A 14,920-nucleotide genomic window follows, 5' to 3' on the forward strand; every position below is an offset into this window, starting at 1 on the left:
GCAGAGGCGGCGGCGCAGGCGTCTTCACGGCGCGAACGTCGACGCCGGCTGGCCGGGGATGTCGGGAGCAGGCCCGGTGACGACGGCGGGTGCGCCGGGCACCACGTGCGAGACCGCGAGCGTCAGCGGCACCAAGATGACCGCGAGAATCGCCAGCGTCACAACGATGAAGATCACGTTCCTGACCCAGCGCATGCGGCGGCCTCCCGGTCTCCACTCTGCACGGTTGCCCGGCAGAAGTACAGTCGCCGCCGCCGAACGCCCGCGCGTTCGCAAACCGGTTGCGCCGAACGCAAGACGCGTGCGCCCCGCCTGCGAGAGACTGGATGCCGTGACCGACGCCGAAACCACCACCTCCCCCCTCGCCTTCGACCCCGCGACGCGCCTGCACGACCCCGCGTGGCGCGGATTCGCGTCGGACAACTATGCCGGCGTGCATCCGCAGGTCATCTCGGCTATCGCCGCCGCGAACGAAGGCCACCAGATCGCGTACGGCGAAGACGCCTACACGGCCAAGCTGCAGGAGGTCGTGAAAGGTCACTTCGGCGACGCGGCAGAGGCGTTCCCGGTCTTTAACGGCACGGGCGCGAACGTGGTCGGCCTGCAGTCGATGCTTCCGCGCTGGGGAGCGGTCGTCTGCACGGCGACCGCGCACATCCATACCGACGAGAACGCCGCGCCCGAGCGGGTGGGCGGGCTCAAGCTGCTCACGGTCGAGACGCCCGACGGCAAGCTCACCCCCGAGCTCGTCGACCGCGAGGCCTGGGGCTGGGGAGACGAGCACCGCGCCCAGCCGCTGGCGGTGTCGATCACGCAGACCACCGAACTCGGCACCTGCTACACGCCCGACGAGGTGAGGGCGATCGCCGAACACGCGCACGCGCACGGCATGACGCTGCACATGGACGGCGCGCGCATCTCGAACGCGGCCGCCTACCTCGGCGTTCCGCTGGCGGCTTTCACGTCAGATGCGGGCGTCGACGTGCTCTCGTACGGCGGCACGAAGAACGGCCTGCTCTACGGCGAGGCGGTCGTGGTACTGAATGAACGGGCATCCGTTGGCCTCACCTACCTGCGCAAGCTCGACATGCAGCTCTCGTCGAAGATGCGATTCGTCTCGGCCCAGCTCATCGCGCTGCTCGGCACCGATCTCTGGCTCGAATCGGCCACCCACTCGAACGCCATGGCGCAGCGTCTGCGCGCCGCGGTCGAACGGATGCCCGGGGTCACCATCACCCGTGACACCCAGTCGAACGCGGTGTTCGCCATCGTGCCGCCCGGGGTGGCCGACGCGCTGCGCGAGACTTTTCGCTTCTATGACTGGAACCCGGCCACCGGTGAGGTGCGCTGGATGTGCGCGTTCGACACCACGGAGTCCGACGTCGACGCCTTCGCGGCGGCCCTCGAAGCACTCTTGCCGCGCTGACGGTACTGACAGGGTTCATGCGGGTGCATGGAATAACGAGCGAGTAGTTTGGTTTAAGCAAACAAGAGGCAATGGCGCCTGATCGAACACCACCGAGAAGGAGCCACCCATGACGCTCACCAACGCCACCACCCCGAGCCCGACGGCCTCGTCGAGCCCGTCGACCACCGGCCGGATCGCCGAAACGAGCGTGCCGATTCTCGACGTGCTCACCGAGCGCTGGAGCCCGCGCTCGTTCGACGTCACCAGCGACATCGCTGAATCGACCCTCACCGCAGCCCTCGAGGCCGCGCGCTGGTCGCCTTCTGCGGCAAATACCCAGCCGTGGAAGTTCATCGTCGCCCGTCGCGGCACCGCCACCTTCGACCTGATCAATGCGAACCTAATGGGCTTCAACCAGGCCTGGACCCCGAACGCCAGCGTACTGATCGTCGCCATCGCCGAGGTCATCGACGAAGACGGAAAGCCCCGCCGCTGGGCTCAGTACGACCTCGGCCAGGCCGTGGCGCACCTCTCGGTGCAGGCTCACGCCGATGGATTGCACGTGCACCAGATGGGCGGCATCGAGGTCGAGGCCCTGCGCGAGACGTTCGGACTCGGCGAGCGCTGGGAGCCGATGACCGTCACCGCGCTCGGCGTTGTCGCCCCCGCCGACGCCCTGCCCGACGAGAAGTCGCGCGAACGCGAGCTCGCTCCCCGCTCGCGCAAGTCGCTCGACGAGATCATCGCCGTCAACGACTGATCCGTCACCGGAGGCCGCCGTCAAGCGATGGTTTCGGCCCGCTCGACCCGCCATGCTGGAGTCATGACTGACGACACCATGTGGGCCATCGGCGCCTACCGCGGACTGCCGATTGACGACCCCGCGAGCCTCCAAGACCTCCGGATGCCCGTTCCCGAGCTGCGCGAACATGACCTTCTGGTCGAGGTTCTCGCTGTCTCGGTGAATCCGGTCGACGTGAAGTCGCGCGCTGCGCTCGAGCCGAGCGACGAACCTACCGTTCTGGGCTATGACGCTGCCGGTATCGTGAGCAAGATCGGCTCGGCCGTCACGCTGTTCGCGCCCGGCGACCACGTCTTCTACGCCGGCTCGAACGACCGGGCCGGCTCGAACGCGCAGTTTCAGGCCGTCGATGAGCGCATCGTGGGCCGCAAACCCGCGTCGATCCCGTTCATCGACGCGGCCGCGCTGCCGCTCACCTCTCTCACCGCGTGGGAGACGCTCTTCGAACGGTTCGGGTTGACGTCAGAGAGCACGGGCACCCTCTTCGTGGTCGGCGCGACCGGCGGGGTCGGGCTCGTGATGCTGCAACTGGCCGAGGCACTGCTGCCGGGCATCCGGGTCATTGCAACGGCGCACGGAGAGGATGCCGTACAGCACGTCACCGAACTGGGAGCCGAGGCCACCGTCGACCATCACGCCGACCTCGAACCGCAGCTGCGGGCGCTCGCTCCCGACGGCGTCGAGTACCTCTTCACGTCGAAGTCGAAGGGGCAGATCGACCTGTACGCGGCTGTCGTCGCAACCGGCGGCCACATCGTCGCCATCGACGACGAACACCAAGACCTGTACGCGCTCAAGTCGAAGAGCATCGCCTGGCACTGGGAGTTCATGTTCGCCAAGCCCACGCAGCAGGCTCCCGACTTGATCACTCAGCACGAGGCGCTCAACGCGGTGGCCGACCTCGTCGACTCCGGGCGGATGCTCTCCACGGCGTCAGACCGCCTGGCGCCGCTCGACGCCGCGACTCTGCGTCGAGCTCACGCCCTCGTCGAAGGCGCAGGCACTCGCGGCAAGGTCGTCGTCGCTCTGCACGACTGACCCCGCTACGACGTACCGGTTTTCTTTTTCATTCGAACAGGCAGAAGCGCCAGCAGAAGCCCCGCTGCCACCAGAAGCGCGCCGAACGGCGCCCCCGTGCGCATCAGCTCACCCGAACCTGTGGCGGCAAGGTGAGTCTTCGCCTGGGCGGAGTCGACGGGCGCGGAATCCGCACGTGCAGCGGCGGTCGGCGTCGTCGTCGGCATCGGCGTTGCGGTCGGGGCCGGGGTCGGCTGCGCGCCGTTGATCGCCGACGTATCGTTCGCCAGCTCACCGACAACGGTCGCGATGGCGCCGCTCATAATGCCCAGAGCCTGCTTGTTCACCTTCGAGACGGTGTCGTTCGGCGTGTGATAGTTCGGGTCATGCGGCATGCCCGCGGTTCCGCCGAACAGCACTGCCTCTTTCGCGGTCTTGACCTCGTCGGCCCCGGTGAACAGGCCCGAGGCGGGGATTCCGGCCGTGATGAAGCCCTCGTAGTCGCTTCGCCCGTCGAAGGCGGTGTCGATCCAGGGCTGTCCGGCCTGGTCGAAGTAGTCGGTGAACGCTTTCTCGGTGGCGATCGATCCCGGCGGAATCGGAACGCCGTCGGGCGCCTTGTACGTCGACTCATCGGCGTCGTACACGCTGATGATGTAGTTCGGCGAGGCCACCATGTCGAAGTTCAGGTAGGTCGCGATGTGGCCGATCTCGGCCGGATCGTTCTTCTTCAGGTCATCGACATAGTGCGTCGAGCCCACCAGCCCCGCCTCTTCGCCGCCCCACCACGCGAAGCGCACCCGGTTGGTCAGTGGTCCGGCCGCCGCAAGCTGCACGGCCGTCTCGAGAATGGCCGCGGATCCGCTGCCGTTGTCGTTGATGCCCGGGCCTTCTGACACCGAGTCGAGGTGCGCGCCGACCATCACCGTGTTGTCTGGATTTCCGGTCGGTGTGTCGGCGATGATGTTGAACGAGTCGATCACCGTGACCTTCTCGCCCACGCGCAGCGACACCGTGACCGGCCCGTCGCCCAGTGCCGACGTGATGGCCGCGCCCTCCTGCTGGCTGACGCCGACCATCGGAACGTATCCCGATCCACCCTGAGCGAGACTGCCGCCGATGGTGCCACGGGTGTTGTTGTACACGATGACGGCCGCGGCGCCCGCACCGGCCGCGGCGAGGTTCTTGGCCGCGTAGGTGCATCCTCCGCGGCTGACGACGGCGACTCGACCCGAGACATTCACGCCCGCCCAGTCGTCGGCCGAGCATCCGGTGGCCGTCGCTGGCTCGACGGCCTGCACGCCGACAATCCCCGCATCAGGAGTGCTCGGGCTGAGCTTCAACGGTGCGCCGACCACGGCGAGCGGATGCCCGCCCGAATCGGTGAGCGTCAACGCATAGGTGTCGACGCTCTCGGTGAACTGGAACGGCTGGCGTCTCGGCGTGTACCCGGCCGCCGTCAAGACGCCCTCGATGTAGTCCCCGCTGGCGGTGTAACCCGAGGTTCCGATGGCGCGGTTGCCGCCGTTCGCATCGGCGATCGTCTGCAGCGCATCGAGGCGGCCCATGATGCCGCCGACGGTCACGCTGCTTCGCAGCGCCGCCACGTCGATGCCCGATGTCGCTGTCGCGCCGGCCGACAGCGGGCCAGCCGCCACTCCCAGGCACAGCACGACGATGCCGGTACCCGATGCGACGATCGCGCGGCGCCGTCTTGCCATCCGACACTCCCCCTGTGAACTCCTGATGTCGATGACGTTAGCGCACGGACCGCTCCAACGCCCCCACCCAGCGGGCAGAACGAGCAGACCGCTCAATCGAGCATTCCTGAGCTATAATCGACTTATGACTGGTGAGCCGTCGACGATCGGCGGGCACTTTCTCGATGCCGACGCGCGCAATGTCGTCTTCATCGCGCCGAACGACGAGCCCTTCGATACTGAGCGGCTGATGGCAGCGAGTTGGCAGACCGCACATCCGTCGACCATCGTGGGCGCCGCGCCTGCGTCGACCCTGCATCGCGCCGACGGCGAAATGCTCTTTCGCACGCAGACTGTTTTGCTCGCCGAAGGCGGTGCAAGAACGGGCCGGGCGGTCGAGTACAACAGACACTCCACACCGATCATCGACATTCCCGCCTGTGGTCGATTATTCGAGCGACTCCTGAACAGGCCGCTCGATTCGACTCAATTCGACGTCTCGGCGGTGGTGGCCGCCGAGATGCTACTCGCCCAAGGTTTTGGGGCGACCGTACGGCCGGTCTCGGTTATCGGCTCGGGAACATTCATCGTCGGCACGACCCCTTTCGGCGAATTGCCATATACCGAGATCGATCAACTCGAGGTAACGATCGTGCTCCCTGGAAGCGACGTTCGGCTCGGCGACTCCGCACTGGCGTCGCATTCCTCGCGCGGATACCCCGACACGGCGATCTTCTGCGCGATGACGGGGTCGGGCAGCGTCGATGCGTGGAGCCGTCACCCTCACCGCTCGGCGAGCCTGCTGGCAGAGACCATCGAACGGCTCGAGCAGCGGGCAGCGCGGCACAGCGCGTATGTGCTCGGAGTAGCAACGCGTCCCTCCGAAGTGCGGTCGAACTCACTCCGGCCGCGAAGTCACCCACCGCATCCTGTCGTGACGATCGCCGAGGGAGCTGCTACGACGGTCGAACTGCTCGGTCGGAGTGCGGCGTTTCTCACCGCCTCCGATGGCGAAGCGGGCGCGACGCGAGCTCTGCTGGCGACGATTCGGCCGAATACCGAGCATCGAGTGCTCTCGCTCGGATCGCGACTTTCATCGTGCATGCTCGAGCCGGCCTCGATTGCCGAGCGCCTGGAGCAGCTGTGTCACGAAGCGCTTGCCGACGGCAGCTTCGACGCCGTCGTTCTTGCGAGCCCCGGGCTCTATCCGTTGGTGCAACCACTACGCAACAGCCTGGGGGTCACCGTCATCGATGGCGTGGCCGCCGGCATCGCACTGGCCGAGAGCATTCTCACCCTCAACCGCCTCACCGACGACGGGTAAGAGGTTCGGCGTCAGTCGTCGAGCACGAGGTCGGCGGCGGCCGGAGCGACCGTGAGGCCCGAGCCGTCGGCGGCGAGACCCACGTAGACCGTCTGGCCGTCGCGAATGGTGCCGCTGAGCAGCGCCATCGAGAGGCGGTCGTCGATCTCGTGCTGCATGAGTCGGCGCAGGGGCCGGGCTCCGTACACGGGATCGTACCCGCGGTCTGCAAGCCAGGCCCGGGCATCCGGAGTCACTGCCAGCGACAGCCCGCGCTCGGAGACTCGGCGCGCGAGACGGTCGACATAGAGCGACACGATCTGCGAGAGATCGTCGTGAGAGAGTGCCGAGAACACCACGATGTCGTCGAGCCGGTTGATGAACTCAGGTTTGAACGACTGGCGCACGATCTGCATGACGAGCTCTTCTTTCGAGGCGTCGGAGAGCGATTGGTCGACCAGGTACTGCGAGCCGAGGTTCGAGGTCAGAATCAGAATGGTGTTTCTGAAGTCGACCGTACGACCCTGCCCATCGGTCAGCCGCCCGTCGTCGAGCACCTGCAACAGCACGTCGAACACCTCGGGGTGGGCCTTCTCGATCTCGTCCATCAGCACCACCGAGTAGGGGCGGCGGCGCACCGCCTCGGTCAGCTGACCACCCTGCTCGTACCCGATGTAGCCGGGAGGAGCGCCGAGCAGCCGAGCCACCGAGTGCTTCTCGCCGTACTCGCTCATGTCGATGCGGATCATCGCCCGCTCGTCGTCGAACAAGAACTCGGCGAGCGCCTTGGCCAGCTCGGTCTTGCCGACACCGGTCGGGCCCAAGAACATGAACGAGCCTGTGGGCCTGTTCGGGTCTGAGATTCCGGCACGGGTGCGACGAACCGCGTCGGCAACGGCGCGAACCGCGGCCTTCTGGCCGATCAGCCGCTTGCCCAGCTCGTTCTCGAGGTTCAGCAGTTTCTCGGTCTCTCCCTGGGTGAGGCGGTCGACCGGAATACCCGTCCAGGCCGCGATCACGGCGGCGATCTCCGAATCCGTGACCTGGTCGCTCACCATCCGCTCGACGTCAGGGTTCTGTTCCGCGCTTTCGGCCTCGCGCAACTCACGCTCGATCACGGGAATCTCGCCGTACAACAACTTGGATGCCCGCTCGAGGTTACCCTCACGCTGCGCCTTCTCGGCTGCCATGCGTGCGGCGTCGAGCCTTGTCTTGAGTTCACCGACGCGGTTGAGCACCGCGCGTTCGCGATCCCAGCGCTCTTGCAGAATGCCGAGCTCCGCCTGGCGCGCGGCCAGATCGGATCGCAGCTTCTCGAGCCGCAGCTTGCTCGCGTCGTCTTTCTCTTTTTTCAGGGCGAGCTCTTCGAGCTTCAGCCGGTCGACACTGCGGCGCAGCTCGTCGATCTCGACGGGGGCCGAGTCGATCTCCATGCGCAGGCGCGAAGCCGCTTCGTCGATGAGGTCGATGGCTTTGTCGGGCAGCTGACGGCCCGTGATGTAGCGGTTCGACAGCGAGGCGGCGGCGACCAGCGCGGCGTCGGCGATCGACACCTTGTGGTGCGCCTCATAACGCTCTTTCAGCCCGCGCAGAATGGCGATGGTGTCTTCGACAGACGGCTCGCCCACGAATACCTGCTGAAAACGGCGCTCGAGCGCGGCGTCTTTCTCGATGAACTCGCGGTACTCGTCGAGCGTGGTCGCGCCGATGAGACGCAGTTCGCCGCGGGCCAACATGGGCTTGAGCATGTTGGAGGCCGCGACAGACCCTTCGCCGCCGCCCGCACCCATCAGCGTGTGCAACTCGTCGACGAAAGTGATGATCTGGCCGTCGGCATCGTTGATCTCTTTGAGCACGGCCTTCAGCCGCTCTTCGAACTCGCCGCGGTACTTCGCACCGGCGACCAGGGCGGCGAGGTCGAGCGAGACGAGCTGCTTGCCCTTCAGCGAATCGGCGACGTCGCCCGCGACGATGCGCTGAGCGAGCCCCTCGACCACGGCCGTCTTGCCGACGCCGGGCTCGCCGATGAGCACGGGGTTGTTCTTGGTGCGCCGGGTCAGCACCTGACTGACGCGGCGGATCTCGGCGTCTCGACCGATGACGGGGTCGAGCTTGCCGCTGGCGGCGATCTCGGTGAGATTGACGCCGTACTTCTCAAGAGCGCTCTGCTGCTCTTCATTCTGCTGACCGCTTTGCGGCTGCATCTGGGTTGCACCTTTCGTGAAAAACTTGAGTCGACCTAACTCAAGTTTAGCGAAAACGCTGGCCCTCCGCCACTATTTACCGCACGGTCATGCCCTTAACAGGTGGTACCTCATAGAGTATTTACAGTGAAGAGTATTTTGAGGCGAGAATTGGGCTCACCGCTCATTCTGGGGCTGGTGGCTTCGCTCTTCATCGCGCTCGGTTCGCTGGGGGTCGGCTGGATCGGTCCCGGATCCAACGTGCTCAGCTGGCCCGTGATCAGCACGTTGCGCTCGAGCGACGTGGCGGGCTACATCCTGTCGATCGTGGTCATCGCCGCGAGCATCCTGCTCATCATCGCCTGGCTGAAGCTCGGCGTTCAGTTGCGCAACGAGCCTGCGGAGGGGCTGCGCCGGGTCATCACGGCCTCGGTCGCCTGGGCCGTGCCGCTGGCGTGTTCCGTTCCGCTCTACACCCGTGACATGTTCGCGTACGTGGCGCAGGGCCGGTTGATGCTCGCCGGGTTCAACCCGTACAACGACGCCGTCTCTGCGCTTCCCGGCTGGTTCAACATCGGGGTCGATCCGATGTGGGCGAACGCCAAGACCCCGTACGGGCCGCTCTTTCTCTGGATCGAACAGATGATCATGGGCGCGGTCAACACGTCTCCCATCACCGCAATCGCCCTGTTCCGGTTGATCGCCGTCGCCAGCGTCGTCGCGACCGCGTTCTTCGCGTATCGCATCGCCCGCCTGCGTGGCGTCGAACCGGCCAAGGTGCTCTGGCTGGTCGCGGCCAGCCCGCTCATCATGTTCAACTTCGTGGTCGGTGGCCACAACGACGCGCTCATGCTCGGACTTTTGGTAGCAGGCATTTACTACGCACTGAAGAAGCACCCGATCGTCGCGACGCTGCTGGTCACGGCCGCCATCGGCGTGAAACCGATCGCCCTGCTCGCGCTTCCGGTCGTGGGAATCATCTGGGCCGGCCAGAACCGCACCCTGCGCAGCACGATCAAGTACTGGCTCGCCTCCTTCGTGCTCTCGGCAGCTGTTCTCGGCGTGCTGGGCTGGATCACGAACGTCGGATTCGGCTGGGTCTTCACGCTCGCCACGCCCGGCTCCGTGCAGCACTGGTACGCGCCGGTGAGCATCGTCACCGGCGCCTTCGGCGGCACGCTCGACGCGCTGGGACTCGACAGCACCATGACGGTCGAGGTCATCAAGCTCATGGCGCTCGGGCTCATGGTCGTCTTCGTGGCCTGGATTATGTTCACCATGCGCAAGATCGACCCGCTCATGCGCCTCGCCCTGGCCTTCGCCGCCGCAGTGCTGTCGTCGACGGTCATCCATCCTTGGTACGCCGCCTGGGTCATCGTGCTGTTCGCGCTGGTGGGTCTCAAAGAGGGCATTCAGACGCACCTCGTCGTCGCCGGCTCGATCTTCTTCGCGTCGCTCAGCATCGCGGAGACCATGGACATTCCCGACGCCGTTCAGGGCGATGTGGTCTCGCAGATCATTCGCAATGCCATCATCAGTGCCGGCGCCGTGGCGCTGATCTTCGCGTACTGCCTCCACGAAGACCTGTCGTTGCCGCGATTCTTGCGCCGCCTGCGCGGCCTCTGGCAGCAGCGAGCGGATGCCCGTGCGGCTCTTCGCGCTCAGAGTGCTCCAGCATTCACGGGCGTCACGCGCGGCTCCGCAGACCGCCGAGAGACCGCCGAAGTTCGAGGGGTCAGAGACCCAGCTTCTGAACCCAGTACGACAGAAACGCCGCGCCCGCCTCGTCGTGGATGAGGTCGCCCTCGACGATGACCTGGTACGGGCGTTCGAGCAGGCCGTCGGCGGGCCGAACATCCACGTGAGCTACGTCGTAGCCGGCCGCGTGCAGATAGTCGGCCATCTTGTAGTCGCTGCGTGAGTCGCCGACCGAACGCCAGACGTGCGGAACCTCGCCGTGTTCGACGAAGTAGCTGAGCGCGCGTTCAGCGCCACGGTCTTTGTCGAGAGTCACCGATTCGACATCTGACGAGATGATCGTGGGGTCGATGCGATAGGGCACGTCGCCCGCGGCATTCGGTACCTCGCGATCACCGTATCGCGCACCGAGTCCGTGCTCGACCAGGGCGTCGAAGGCGGCCTCGTTGTAGAGCGGTTGCTGCTGCTGAAAGACCGCCGCGTCGACCTCGTGCCGCTGCTCCACCGACACCATCGCCCGTTTGGTGTTGTCGAAGAACATCGTCTCAGCGAATCGCTCGTCGACCACCCGGCGAATCTCGTCGGCGAAGTACTGCGGCAGGGCGACGGTGTTGTCGACCTCGACCGGCCCCGCACCCTGCGGCCCCATGGTGAACCAGACCGCGCCCTTTTCGCAGACCACGAACATCCGCCCGCCCGCGGCGAGCGCATCGGCGAGGCCCGCGGCCATCAGGGGCACCACGACCTGCTCGCGCACGAAGGTGTCGCTGCGCCCGGTGATGAAGGCGATCGGCACGCCGGCGGCGACCAGCTTCACTAGGTCGCCCGGAATGCTCGGCTGCACGATCGATCGGGTCACCGGCGAGGCGATCGGACCGTCGATGTCGAGAAGAAGTCCGAGGGGCGCAATCGTCATGCCCCCATTCTCGCAGGCGCGTTCTGCCAGTCCTGACAGACGCGTGGCCCGTCATCACGCAAACGATCAGACTGCCGCGCTCACTGCGTCGACCATGACTCGAACGTCAACGCCGCTTAGCCGTCCACGCGGGGTAGATGGCCGTCGGAAGTGCCAGCCGGGCCTCCGGTCGGAATCGGCGAGGGCGGAGATGGCGTGGGCGTGGGCGTGGGAGCCTCGGCGACATCGATCGTGAACCTGCATGTCGCAGCCGGGTCGACGGTGTTATCGGCCGACACCGTGAACGTGAAATGGCCCGCCTTCTGAGGCGTTCCAGACAACACCCCGCTCGACGAGAGCACGAGCCCGGGCGGAAGGTCTGTGGCTGGGGCGCTGAAAGACGGTGTCGGCGTACCGCTCGCCGCGATCGTCACGCCGACGTAGGCGATACCAACACTTCCGGAGGGAAGCGGGCCGGCAGGAGTGGTGATCGTCGGGCTCGTCTCGTTCTGAAGCACCGACACTGTGCCAGCTTCGTGATTGGCTACGTATGCGCGACCGTTCGTCGGATCGGCAGCGACGCCCCAGGCCCCGTCTCCCGACGAGACATGAGGGATCACTGACGTCACCGAGGTGCCAGCACCAGAAGTGTCGATCACTGAGACGGTACTGGCGCCCCCAGACACGCCGAAACCGAAGTTCGTCACGTACGCTCGGTTGAGAACGGGATCGACTGCAATGCCGGTCGGGTCGTAGCCAATGCTTGCCGGGCCGTTGGGAATGACTTTCAGCACCGTGGTTCCCGAACTCGCCGTGTCGATGACCGAGACTGTACCGTCGACATTGTTCGCCACATAGGCTCGATTGTGGCTCTCGTCGACGGCGACACCCCACGGTCCACGCCCGATGCTCTGAGCGCCGGCCGGGATGACGTTGATGACCGACGCGCCCGCGCCAGACGTATCGATGACCGATACCGTGCCGTCGAGGTTATTGGTCACGTACGCACGACTGTGCACGGAGTCGATAGCGACACCGGCGGGGAAGCTCCCGATGCCGTTAGCCGCGTGTGGAATGACGGCAGTGACTGCGGTGCCGGCACCCGACGTGTCGATGACCGAGACTGTACCGTCGACGTTGTTGGTCACATAGGCACGACTGTGCGCCACGTCTACAGCGATGGCGTCTGCGCCCGCGCCGATACTCGTCGGCCCGTGGGCGATGACGGCGGTCACCGACGTTCCGTTACCTGTTGTGTCGATCACGGAGACGGTTCCGTCGGTGTAATTCGATACATACGCCCGGTTGTGCACACTGTCGATTGCGACCCCGGTAGGCGAGGTACCGATGCTTGTCGCGCCAGACGGAATGACCGCGACGACAGCCCGGCCAGCCCCTCTGGTGTCGATCACGCTAACGGTGTTACTGAGGTAATTCGTCACGTACGCGCGGCCGTGCGCCGAATCCACAGCGATAAATGACGAACCGCTGCCGATGCTCGTCGCACCATGCGCAATGACTCCCGCGACGACCGTGCGCGACGCAGCCTGAGCCGAACTGACCGCGCCGAACGCTATGAGTGCGATCACGCTTACGCCCGCCACGATCTGTGCACCGCGAGTCTTCTGAGAAACCTTCATTGTCGAAGAATACTCGATATCTGTTCCGCGCGCCAATTGAGTAGTCGCACTGGATCTCTCAGGGGCGCCAGACCACGACTTCAGTGCGGCGCTGGGTGCGGGAGCCGCTGCGCAGCGAGACAGCGCCGCCCTCGGTGCCGGCCGCGAAGACCCGGCGACCGGGGCGGGTGAGAAGCTCGTCGGCGAGGGCGCTCTCGAGCTCGCGCACGCGGGTGGCGAGCTGCTGGTTGAGGTTCTCGAGGTCGAGAATGCGCCTGATGCCCTCCAGCGAGATGCCCTCGGCACCCAGCCGCGCTATCTCACGCAACTGCATCACGTCGCGCAACGAGTACCTTCGCGACTTGCCTGCGGTGCGCTTCGGAATCACGAGCCCGAGACGGTCGTACTGCCGCAGCGTCTGCGGGTGCATCTCGGCCAGCTCGGCAGCGACAGCAATGGCGAACAGGGGGGCCTCTTCATTCACGGGAATGCTCATGGTGCCCTCCTGTTCGCCCTTCGCCGGCTGGTTCGCCGGGTTCCGGATGCTCGGCGGTGCCAGCACGGCGACCGCCCTCGTCCATTTCTACTCGTGTGCTTTCGCGAGCAGTTCGGCCCGCGGATTCTCGTTCGGTTCGAGCGCGTGGAAGGCCTCGAGGGCCTCGCGCGCCTCATCTGACAGGTGCGACGGAACCGCGACCTGCACGACGGCGAGCAAGTCGCCCGTGCCCTTCGCTGTTTCGACGCCCCGGCCTTTGACGCGCAGAACGCGCCCACTGGGGGTGCCCGCGGCAACCCGCAGCTTCACGGGGTCGCCTCCCAGCGTCGGAACCTCGATGGTCGCACCGAGCGTCGCCTCGACGAACGTGACCGGCACGTTCACTCGCAGGTTGAGCCCGTCGCGCTCGAAGACCGGGTGCTTGCGCACCGATACTGTTAGCACGATGTCGCCGGTCTCGCCGCCGTCGGGGCTCTTCTCGCCCTTGCCGCGCAGCTTGATCTTCTGCCCGTCGGAGACGCCGGCGGGAATCTTCACCGTGATGGTGCCACCTTCAGACGTCTGCAGCTTGATGGTGTCGCCCTTGGTGGCGGTGACGAAGTCGACCGTCGTGCGGGCGCTGATGTCGCGCCCCCTGGTCGGCCCGCCGAAACCGCGAAAGCCGCCGCTGGGTTGTCCGAAGCCTTGGCTGCCGCCGAACATGCCGCCGAGCAGGTCGTCGTAACCGGCCTGCTGATACGAGTAGTTGGCGTTGCTCGCGCCGCCGCCCCGGGCTCCGCCACCACCGAACATGCCGCCGAAGACGTCTTCGAACCCGCCCGACTGGCCCTGGCCACCCGCCGTGAAGCGAGCACCAGAACCCATCGCGCGAATCTGGTCGTACTCTTTGCGCTGTTCGGGGTCGGAGAGAACCGAATTGGCCTCGCTGATCTCCTTGAACTTCGCTTCGGCCGATGCGTCACCGGGGTTGGAGTCCGGGTGAAACTGCCGCGCCAGCTTTCGATACTGCTTCTTCAGGTCGGCCTCGGTGACGTCTTTCGACACCCCGAGCACCTTGTAGAAGTCTTTATCGAACCAATCCTGGCTAGCCATTCGGCACCGCTACGACGACTTTGGCCGCACGGAGCAATGACGACCCGAGGTAATACCCCGTCTCGACCACATCTGCCACGGTCTCGATCTGCACATCAGCGCTGGGCTGCTGAAAGATCGCCTCGTGGATCTGCGGGTCGAACATGTCGCCCTTGGCGCCGAACGGCGTCAGGCCGAAGCGTTCGACGCCGACCCGCAGCTTCGCCACGATGGAGACGAACGGACCCTCGGCGAGGTCGCCGTGCTTTTCGGCACGGTCGAAGTCGTCGAGAACCGGCAGCAGAACCTTGACCACTTCGCCGACCGTGCGCTCACGCTCGATCTCGCGGTTGGCCTCGGTGCGCTTACGGTAGTTCGCGTACTCGGCGGTCACCCGCTGCAAGTCGGCCAGACGCTCGGCAGCCAGGTCGGAGTCCTGGGTCTCACCGGCACTCACGGCCTCGAGAAAACTGAGGTCGTCGTCATTCAACTCGCCCTCGCCCACGGTCTCACCTTCTCCTGCTGCTTCGGAATAACCTTCGTCGTCGTCTTCGGCAGTGTGCGTCTCGACATCGGGGCCTTCGGCCTCGATGAACTCCGCGTCACTGACTGACTCACCCGTCACCGGGTCTGTTGCATCTGCACCAGACCCGGTCGGGTTCTGCAAGCCGTCAGACTCCTCGTCGCCGTGGTTGTTACCGCCATGCTTTGATTCGTCTTCGGCCATT

General features: G+C 65.8%; 13 protein-coding genes. 5 read left to right on the forward strand and 8 right to left on the reverse strand.

Translation table 11 applies throughout. The features are described from left to right. Positions 1–24: 24 nt before the first annotated feature. Positions 25–195, reverse strand: coding sequence for a hypothetical protein (locus tag LQ955_RS14505; protein ID WP_231025212.1), 171 nt, complete (start codon positions 193–195; stop codon positions 25–27). Between the two features lie 127 nt (positions 196–322). On the opposite strand from LQ955_RS14505, the gene LQ955_RS14510 reads away from it, so the two are divergent. From LQ955_RS14510 to LQ955_RS14520, 3 genes are all read left to right on the forward strand, one after another. After that, the gene (locus LQ955_RS14510; RefSeq protein WP_390623490.1) at positions 323–1,426 is read left to right on the forward strand and encodes a threonine aldolase family protein; all 1,104 of its coding nucleotides are present in this window, start codon (positions 323–325) and stop codon (positions 1,424–1,426) included. A gap of 109 nt (positions 1,427–1,535) precedes the next feature. Further along, positions 1,536–2,168 carry a nitroreductase family protein gene (locus LQ955_RS14515; RefSeq protein ID WP_231025214.1) on the forward strand — a complete coding sequence of 211 codons (633 nt, stop codon included), beginning with the start codon at positions 1,536–1,538 and terminating at the stop codon, positions 2,166–2,168. 63 nt (positions 2,169–2,231) lie between these two features. Further along, complete coding sequence (locus tag LQ955_RS14520) at positions 2,232–3,248, forward strand: zinc-binding alcohol dehydrogenase family protein (RefSeq protein WP_231025215.1); 1,017 nt, start codon at positions 2,232–2,234, stop codon at positions 3,246–3,248. Positions 3,249–3,253: 5 nt separating this feature from the next. Here LQ955_RS14520 and LQ955_RS14525 read toward each other — a convergent pair whose 3' ends face one another. After that, positions 3,254–4,948: a M28 family peptidase gene (locus LQ955_RS14525; RefSeq protein WP_231025216.1), complete on the reverse strand. Its 1,695-nt coding sequence runs from the start codon at positions 4,946–4,948 to the stop codon at positions 3,254–3,256. Positions 4,949–5,072: 124 nt separating this feature from the next. Between LQ955_RS14525 and LQ955_RS14530 the strand changes: the two genes are divergently transcribed. Then, positions 5,073–6,251 (forward strand): aspartate/glutamate racemase family protein, encoded by a 1,179-nt coding sequence (locus LQ955_RS14530; RefSeq protein WP_231025217.1) that lies wholly within the window; start codon positions 5,073–5,075, stop codon positions 6,249–6,251. Between the two features lie 11 nt (positions 6,252–6,262). Here the strand turns inward: LQ955_RS14530 and LQ955_RS14535 are convergent, their stop codons facing one another. After that, positions 6,263–8,434: an ATP-dependent Clp protease ATP-binding subunit gene (locus LQ955_RS14535; RefSeq protein WP_231025218.1), complete on the reverse strand. Its 2,172-nt coding sequence runs from the start codon at positions 8,432–8,434 to the stop codon at positions 6,263–6,265. A gap of 126 nt (positions 8,435–8,560) precedes the next feature. Here LQ955_RS14535 and mptB point away from each other — a divergent pair, with 126 nt between their 5' ends. Further along, entirely contained in the window at positions 8,561–10,210 is a 1,650-nt protein-coding gene (gene mptB / locus LQ955_RS14540) for a polyprenol phosphomannose-dependent alpha 1,6 mannosyltransferase MptB (protein ID WP_231025219.1), read from the forward strand. Here mptB and LQ955_RS14545 read toward each other — a convergent pair. The 5 genes from LQ955_RS14545 to LQ955_RS14565 form a co-directional block, all read right to left on the reverse strand. Further along, entirely contained in the window at positions 10,149–11,027 is an 879-nt protein-coding gene (locus LQ955_RS14545) for a Cof-type HAD-IIB family hydrolase (RefSeq protein ID WP_231025220.1), read from the reverse strand. The genes mptB and LQ955_RS14545 overlap by 62 nt on opposite strands. Before the next feature lie 116 nt (positions 11,028–11,143). Beyond that, complete coding sequence (locus LQ955_RS14550; RefSeq protein ID WP_231025221.1) at positions 11,144–12,646, reverse strand: YncE family protein; 1,503 nt, start codon at positions 12,644–12,646, stop codon at positions 11,144–11,146. Positions 12,647–12,704: 58 nt separating this feature from the next. Beyond that, positions 12,705–13,121 carry a heat shock protein transcriptional repressor HspR gene (locus LQ955_RS14555; RefSeq protein ID WP_231025222.1) on the reverse strand — a complete coding sequence of 139 codons (417 nt, stop codon included), beginning with the start codon at positions 13,119–13,121 and terminating at the stop codon, positions 12,705–12,707. An 87-nt stretch (positions 13,122–13,208) separates the two neighbouring features. Beyond that, entirely contained in the window at positions 13,209–14,213 is a 1,005-nt protein-coding gene (locus LQ955_RS14560) for a DnaJ C-terminal domain-containing protein (protein WP_231025223.1), read from the reverse strand. Beyond that, entirely contained in the window at positions 14,206–14,919 is a 714-nt protein-coding gene (locus LQ955_RS14565; RefSeq protein ID WP_231025224.1) for a nucleotide exchange factor GrpE, read from the reverse strand. The genes LQ955_RS14560 and LQ955_RS14565 overlap by 8 nt, the downstream gene beginning before the upstream one ends. Position 14,920 lies beyond the last annotated feature (1 nt).

Origin of the sequence: Subtercola endophyticus (genome assembly GCF_021044565.1) — a bacterium.
In the GTDB taxonomy this organism is placed as follows: Bacteria; Actinomycetota; Actinomycetes; order Actinomycetales; family Microbacteriaceae; genus Subtercola; species Subtercola endophyticus.

Bases quoted from the DNA above. Each gene is read 5' to 3' on its own strand.
- LQ955_RS14525 (WP_231025216.1), bottom strand. From the start codon at position 4,948: ATGGCAAGACGGCGCCGCGCGATCGTCGCATCGGGTACCGGCATCGTC.
- LQ955_RS14545 (WP_231025220.1), bottom strand. From the start codon at position 11,027: ATGACGATTGCGCCCCTCGGACTTCTTCTCGACATCGACGGTCCGATC.
- LQ955_RS14535 (WP_231025218.1), bottom strand. From the start codon at position 8,434: ATGCAGCCGCAAAGCGGTCAGCAGAATGAAGAGCAGCAGAGCGCTCTT.
- LQ955_RS14505 (WP_231025212.1), bottom strand. From the start codon at position 195: ATGCGCTGGGTCAGGAACGTGATCTTCATCGTTGTGACGCTGGCGATT.
- LQ955_RS14520 (WP_231025215.1), top strand. From the start codon at position 2,232: ATGACTGACGACACCATGTGGGCCATCGGCGCCTACCGCGGACTGCCG.
- LQ955_RS14555 (WP_231025222.1), bottom strand. From the start codon at position 13,121: ATGAGCATTCCCGTGAATGAAGAGGCCCCCCTGTTCGCCATTGCTGTC.
- LQ955_RS14560 (WP_231025223.1), bottom strand. From the start codon at position 14,213: ATGGCTAGCCAGGATTGGTTCGATAAAGACTTCTACAAGGTGCTCGGG.
- LQ955_RS14530 (WP_231025217.1), top strand. From the start codon at position 5,073: ATGACTGGTGAGCCGTCGACGATCGGCGGGCACTTTCTCGATGCCGAC.
- LQ955_RS14515 (WP_231025214.1), top strand. From the start codon at position 1,536: ATGACGCTCACCAACGCCACCACCCCGAGCCCGACGGCCTCGTCGAGC.
- LQ955_RS14565 (WP_231025224.1), bottom strand. From the start codon at position 14,919: ATGGCCGAAGACGAATCAAAGCATGGCGGTAACAACCACGGCGACGAG.
- LQ955_RS14550 (WP_231025221.1), bottom strand. From the start codon at position 12,646: ATGAAGGTTTCTCAGAAGACTCGCGGTGCACAGATCGTGGCGGGCGTA.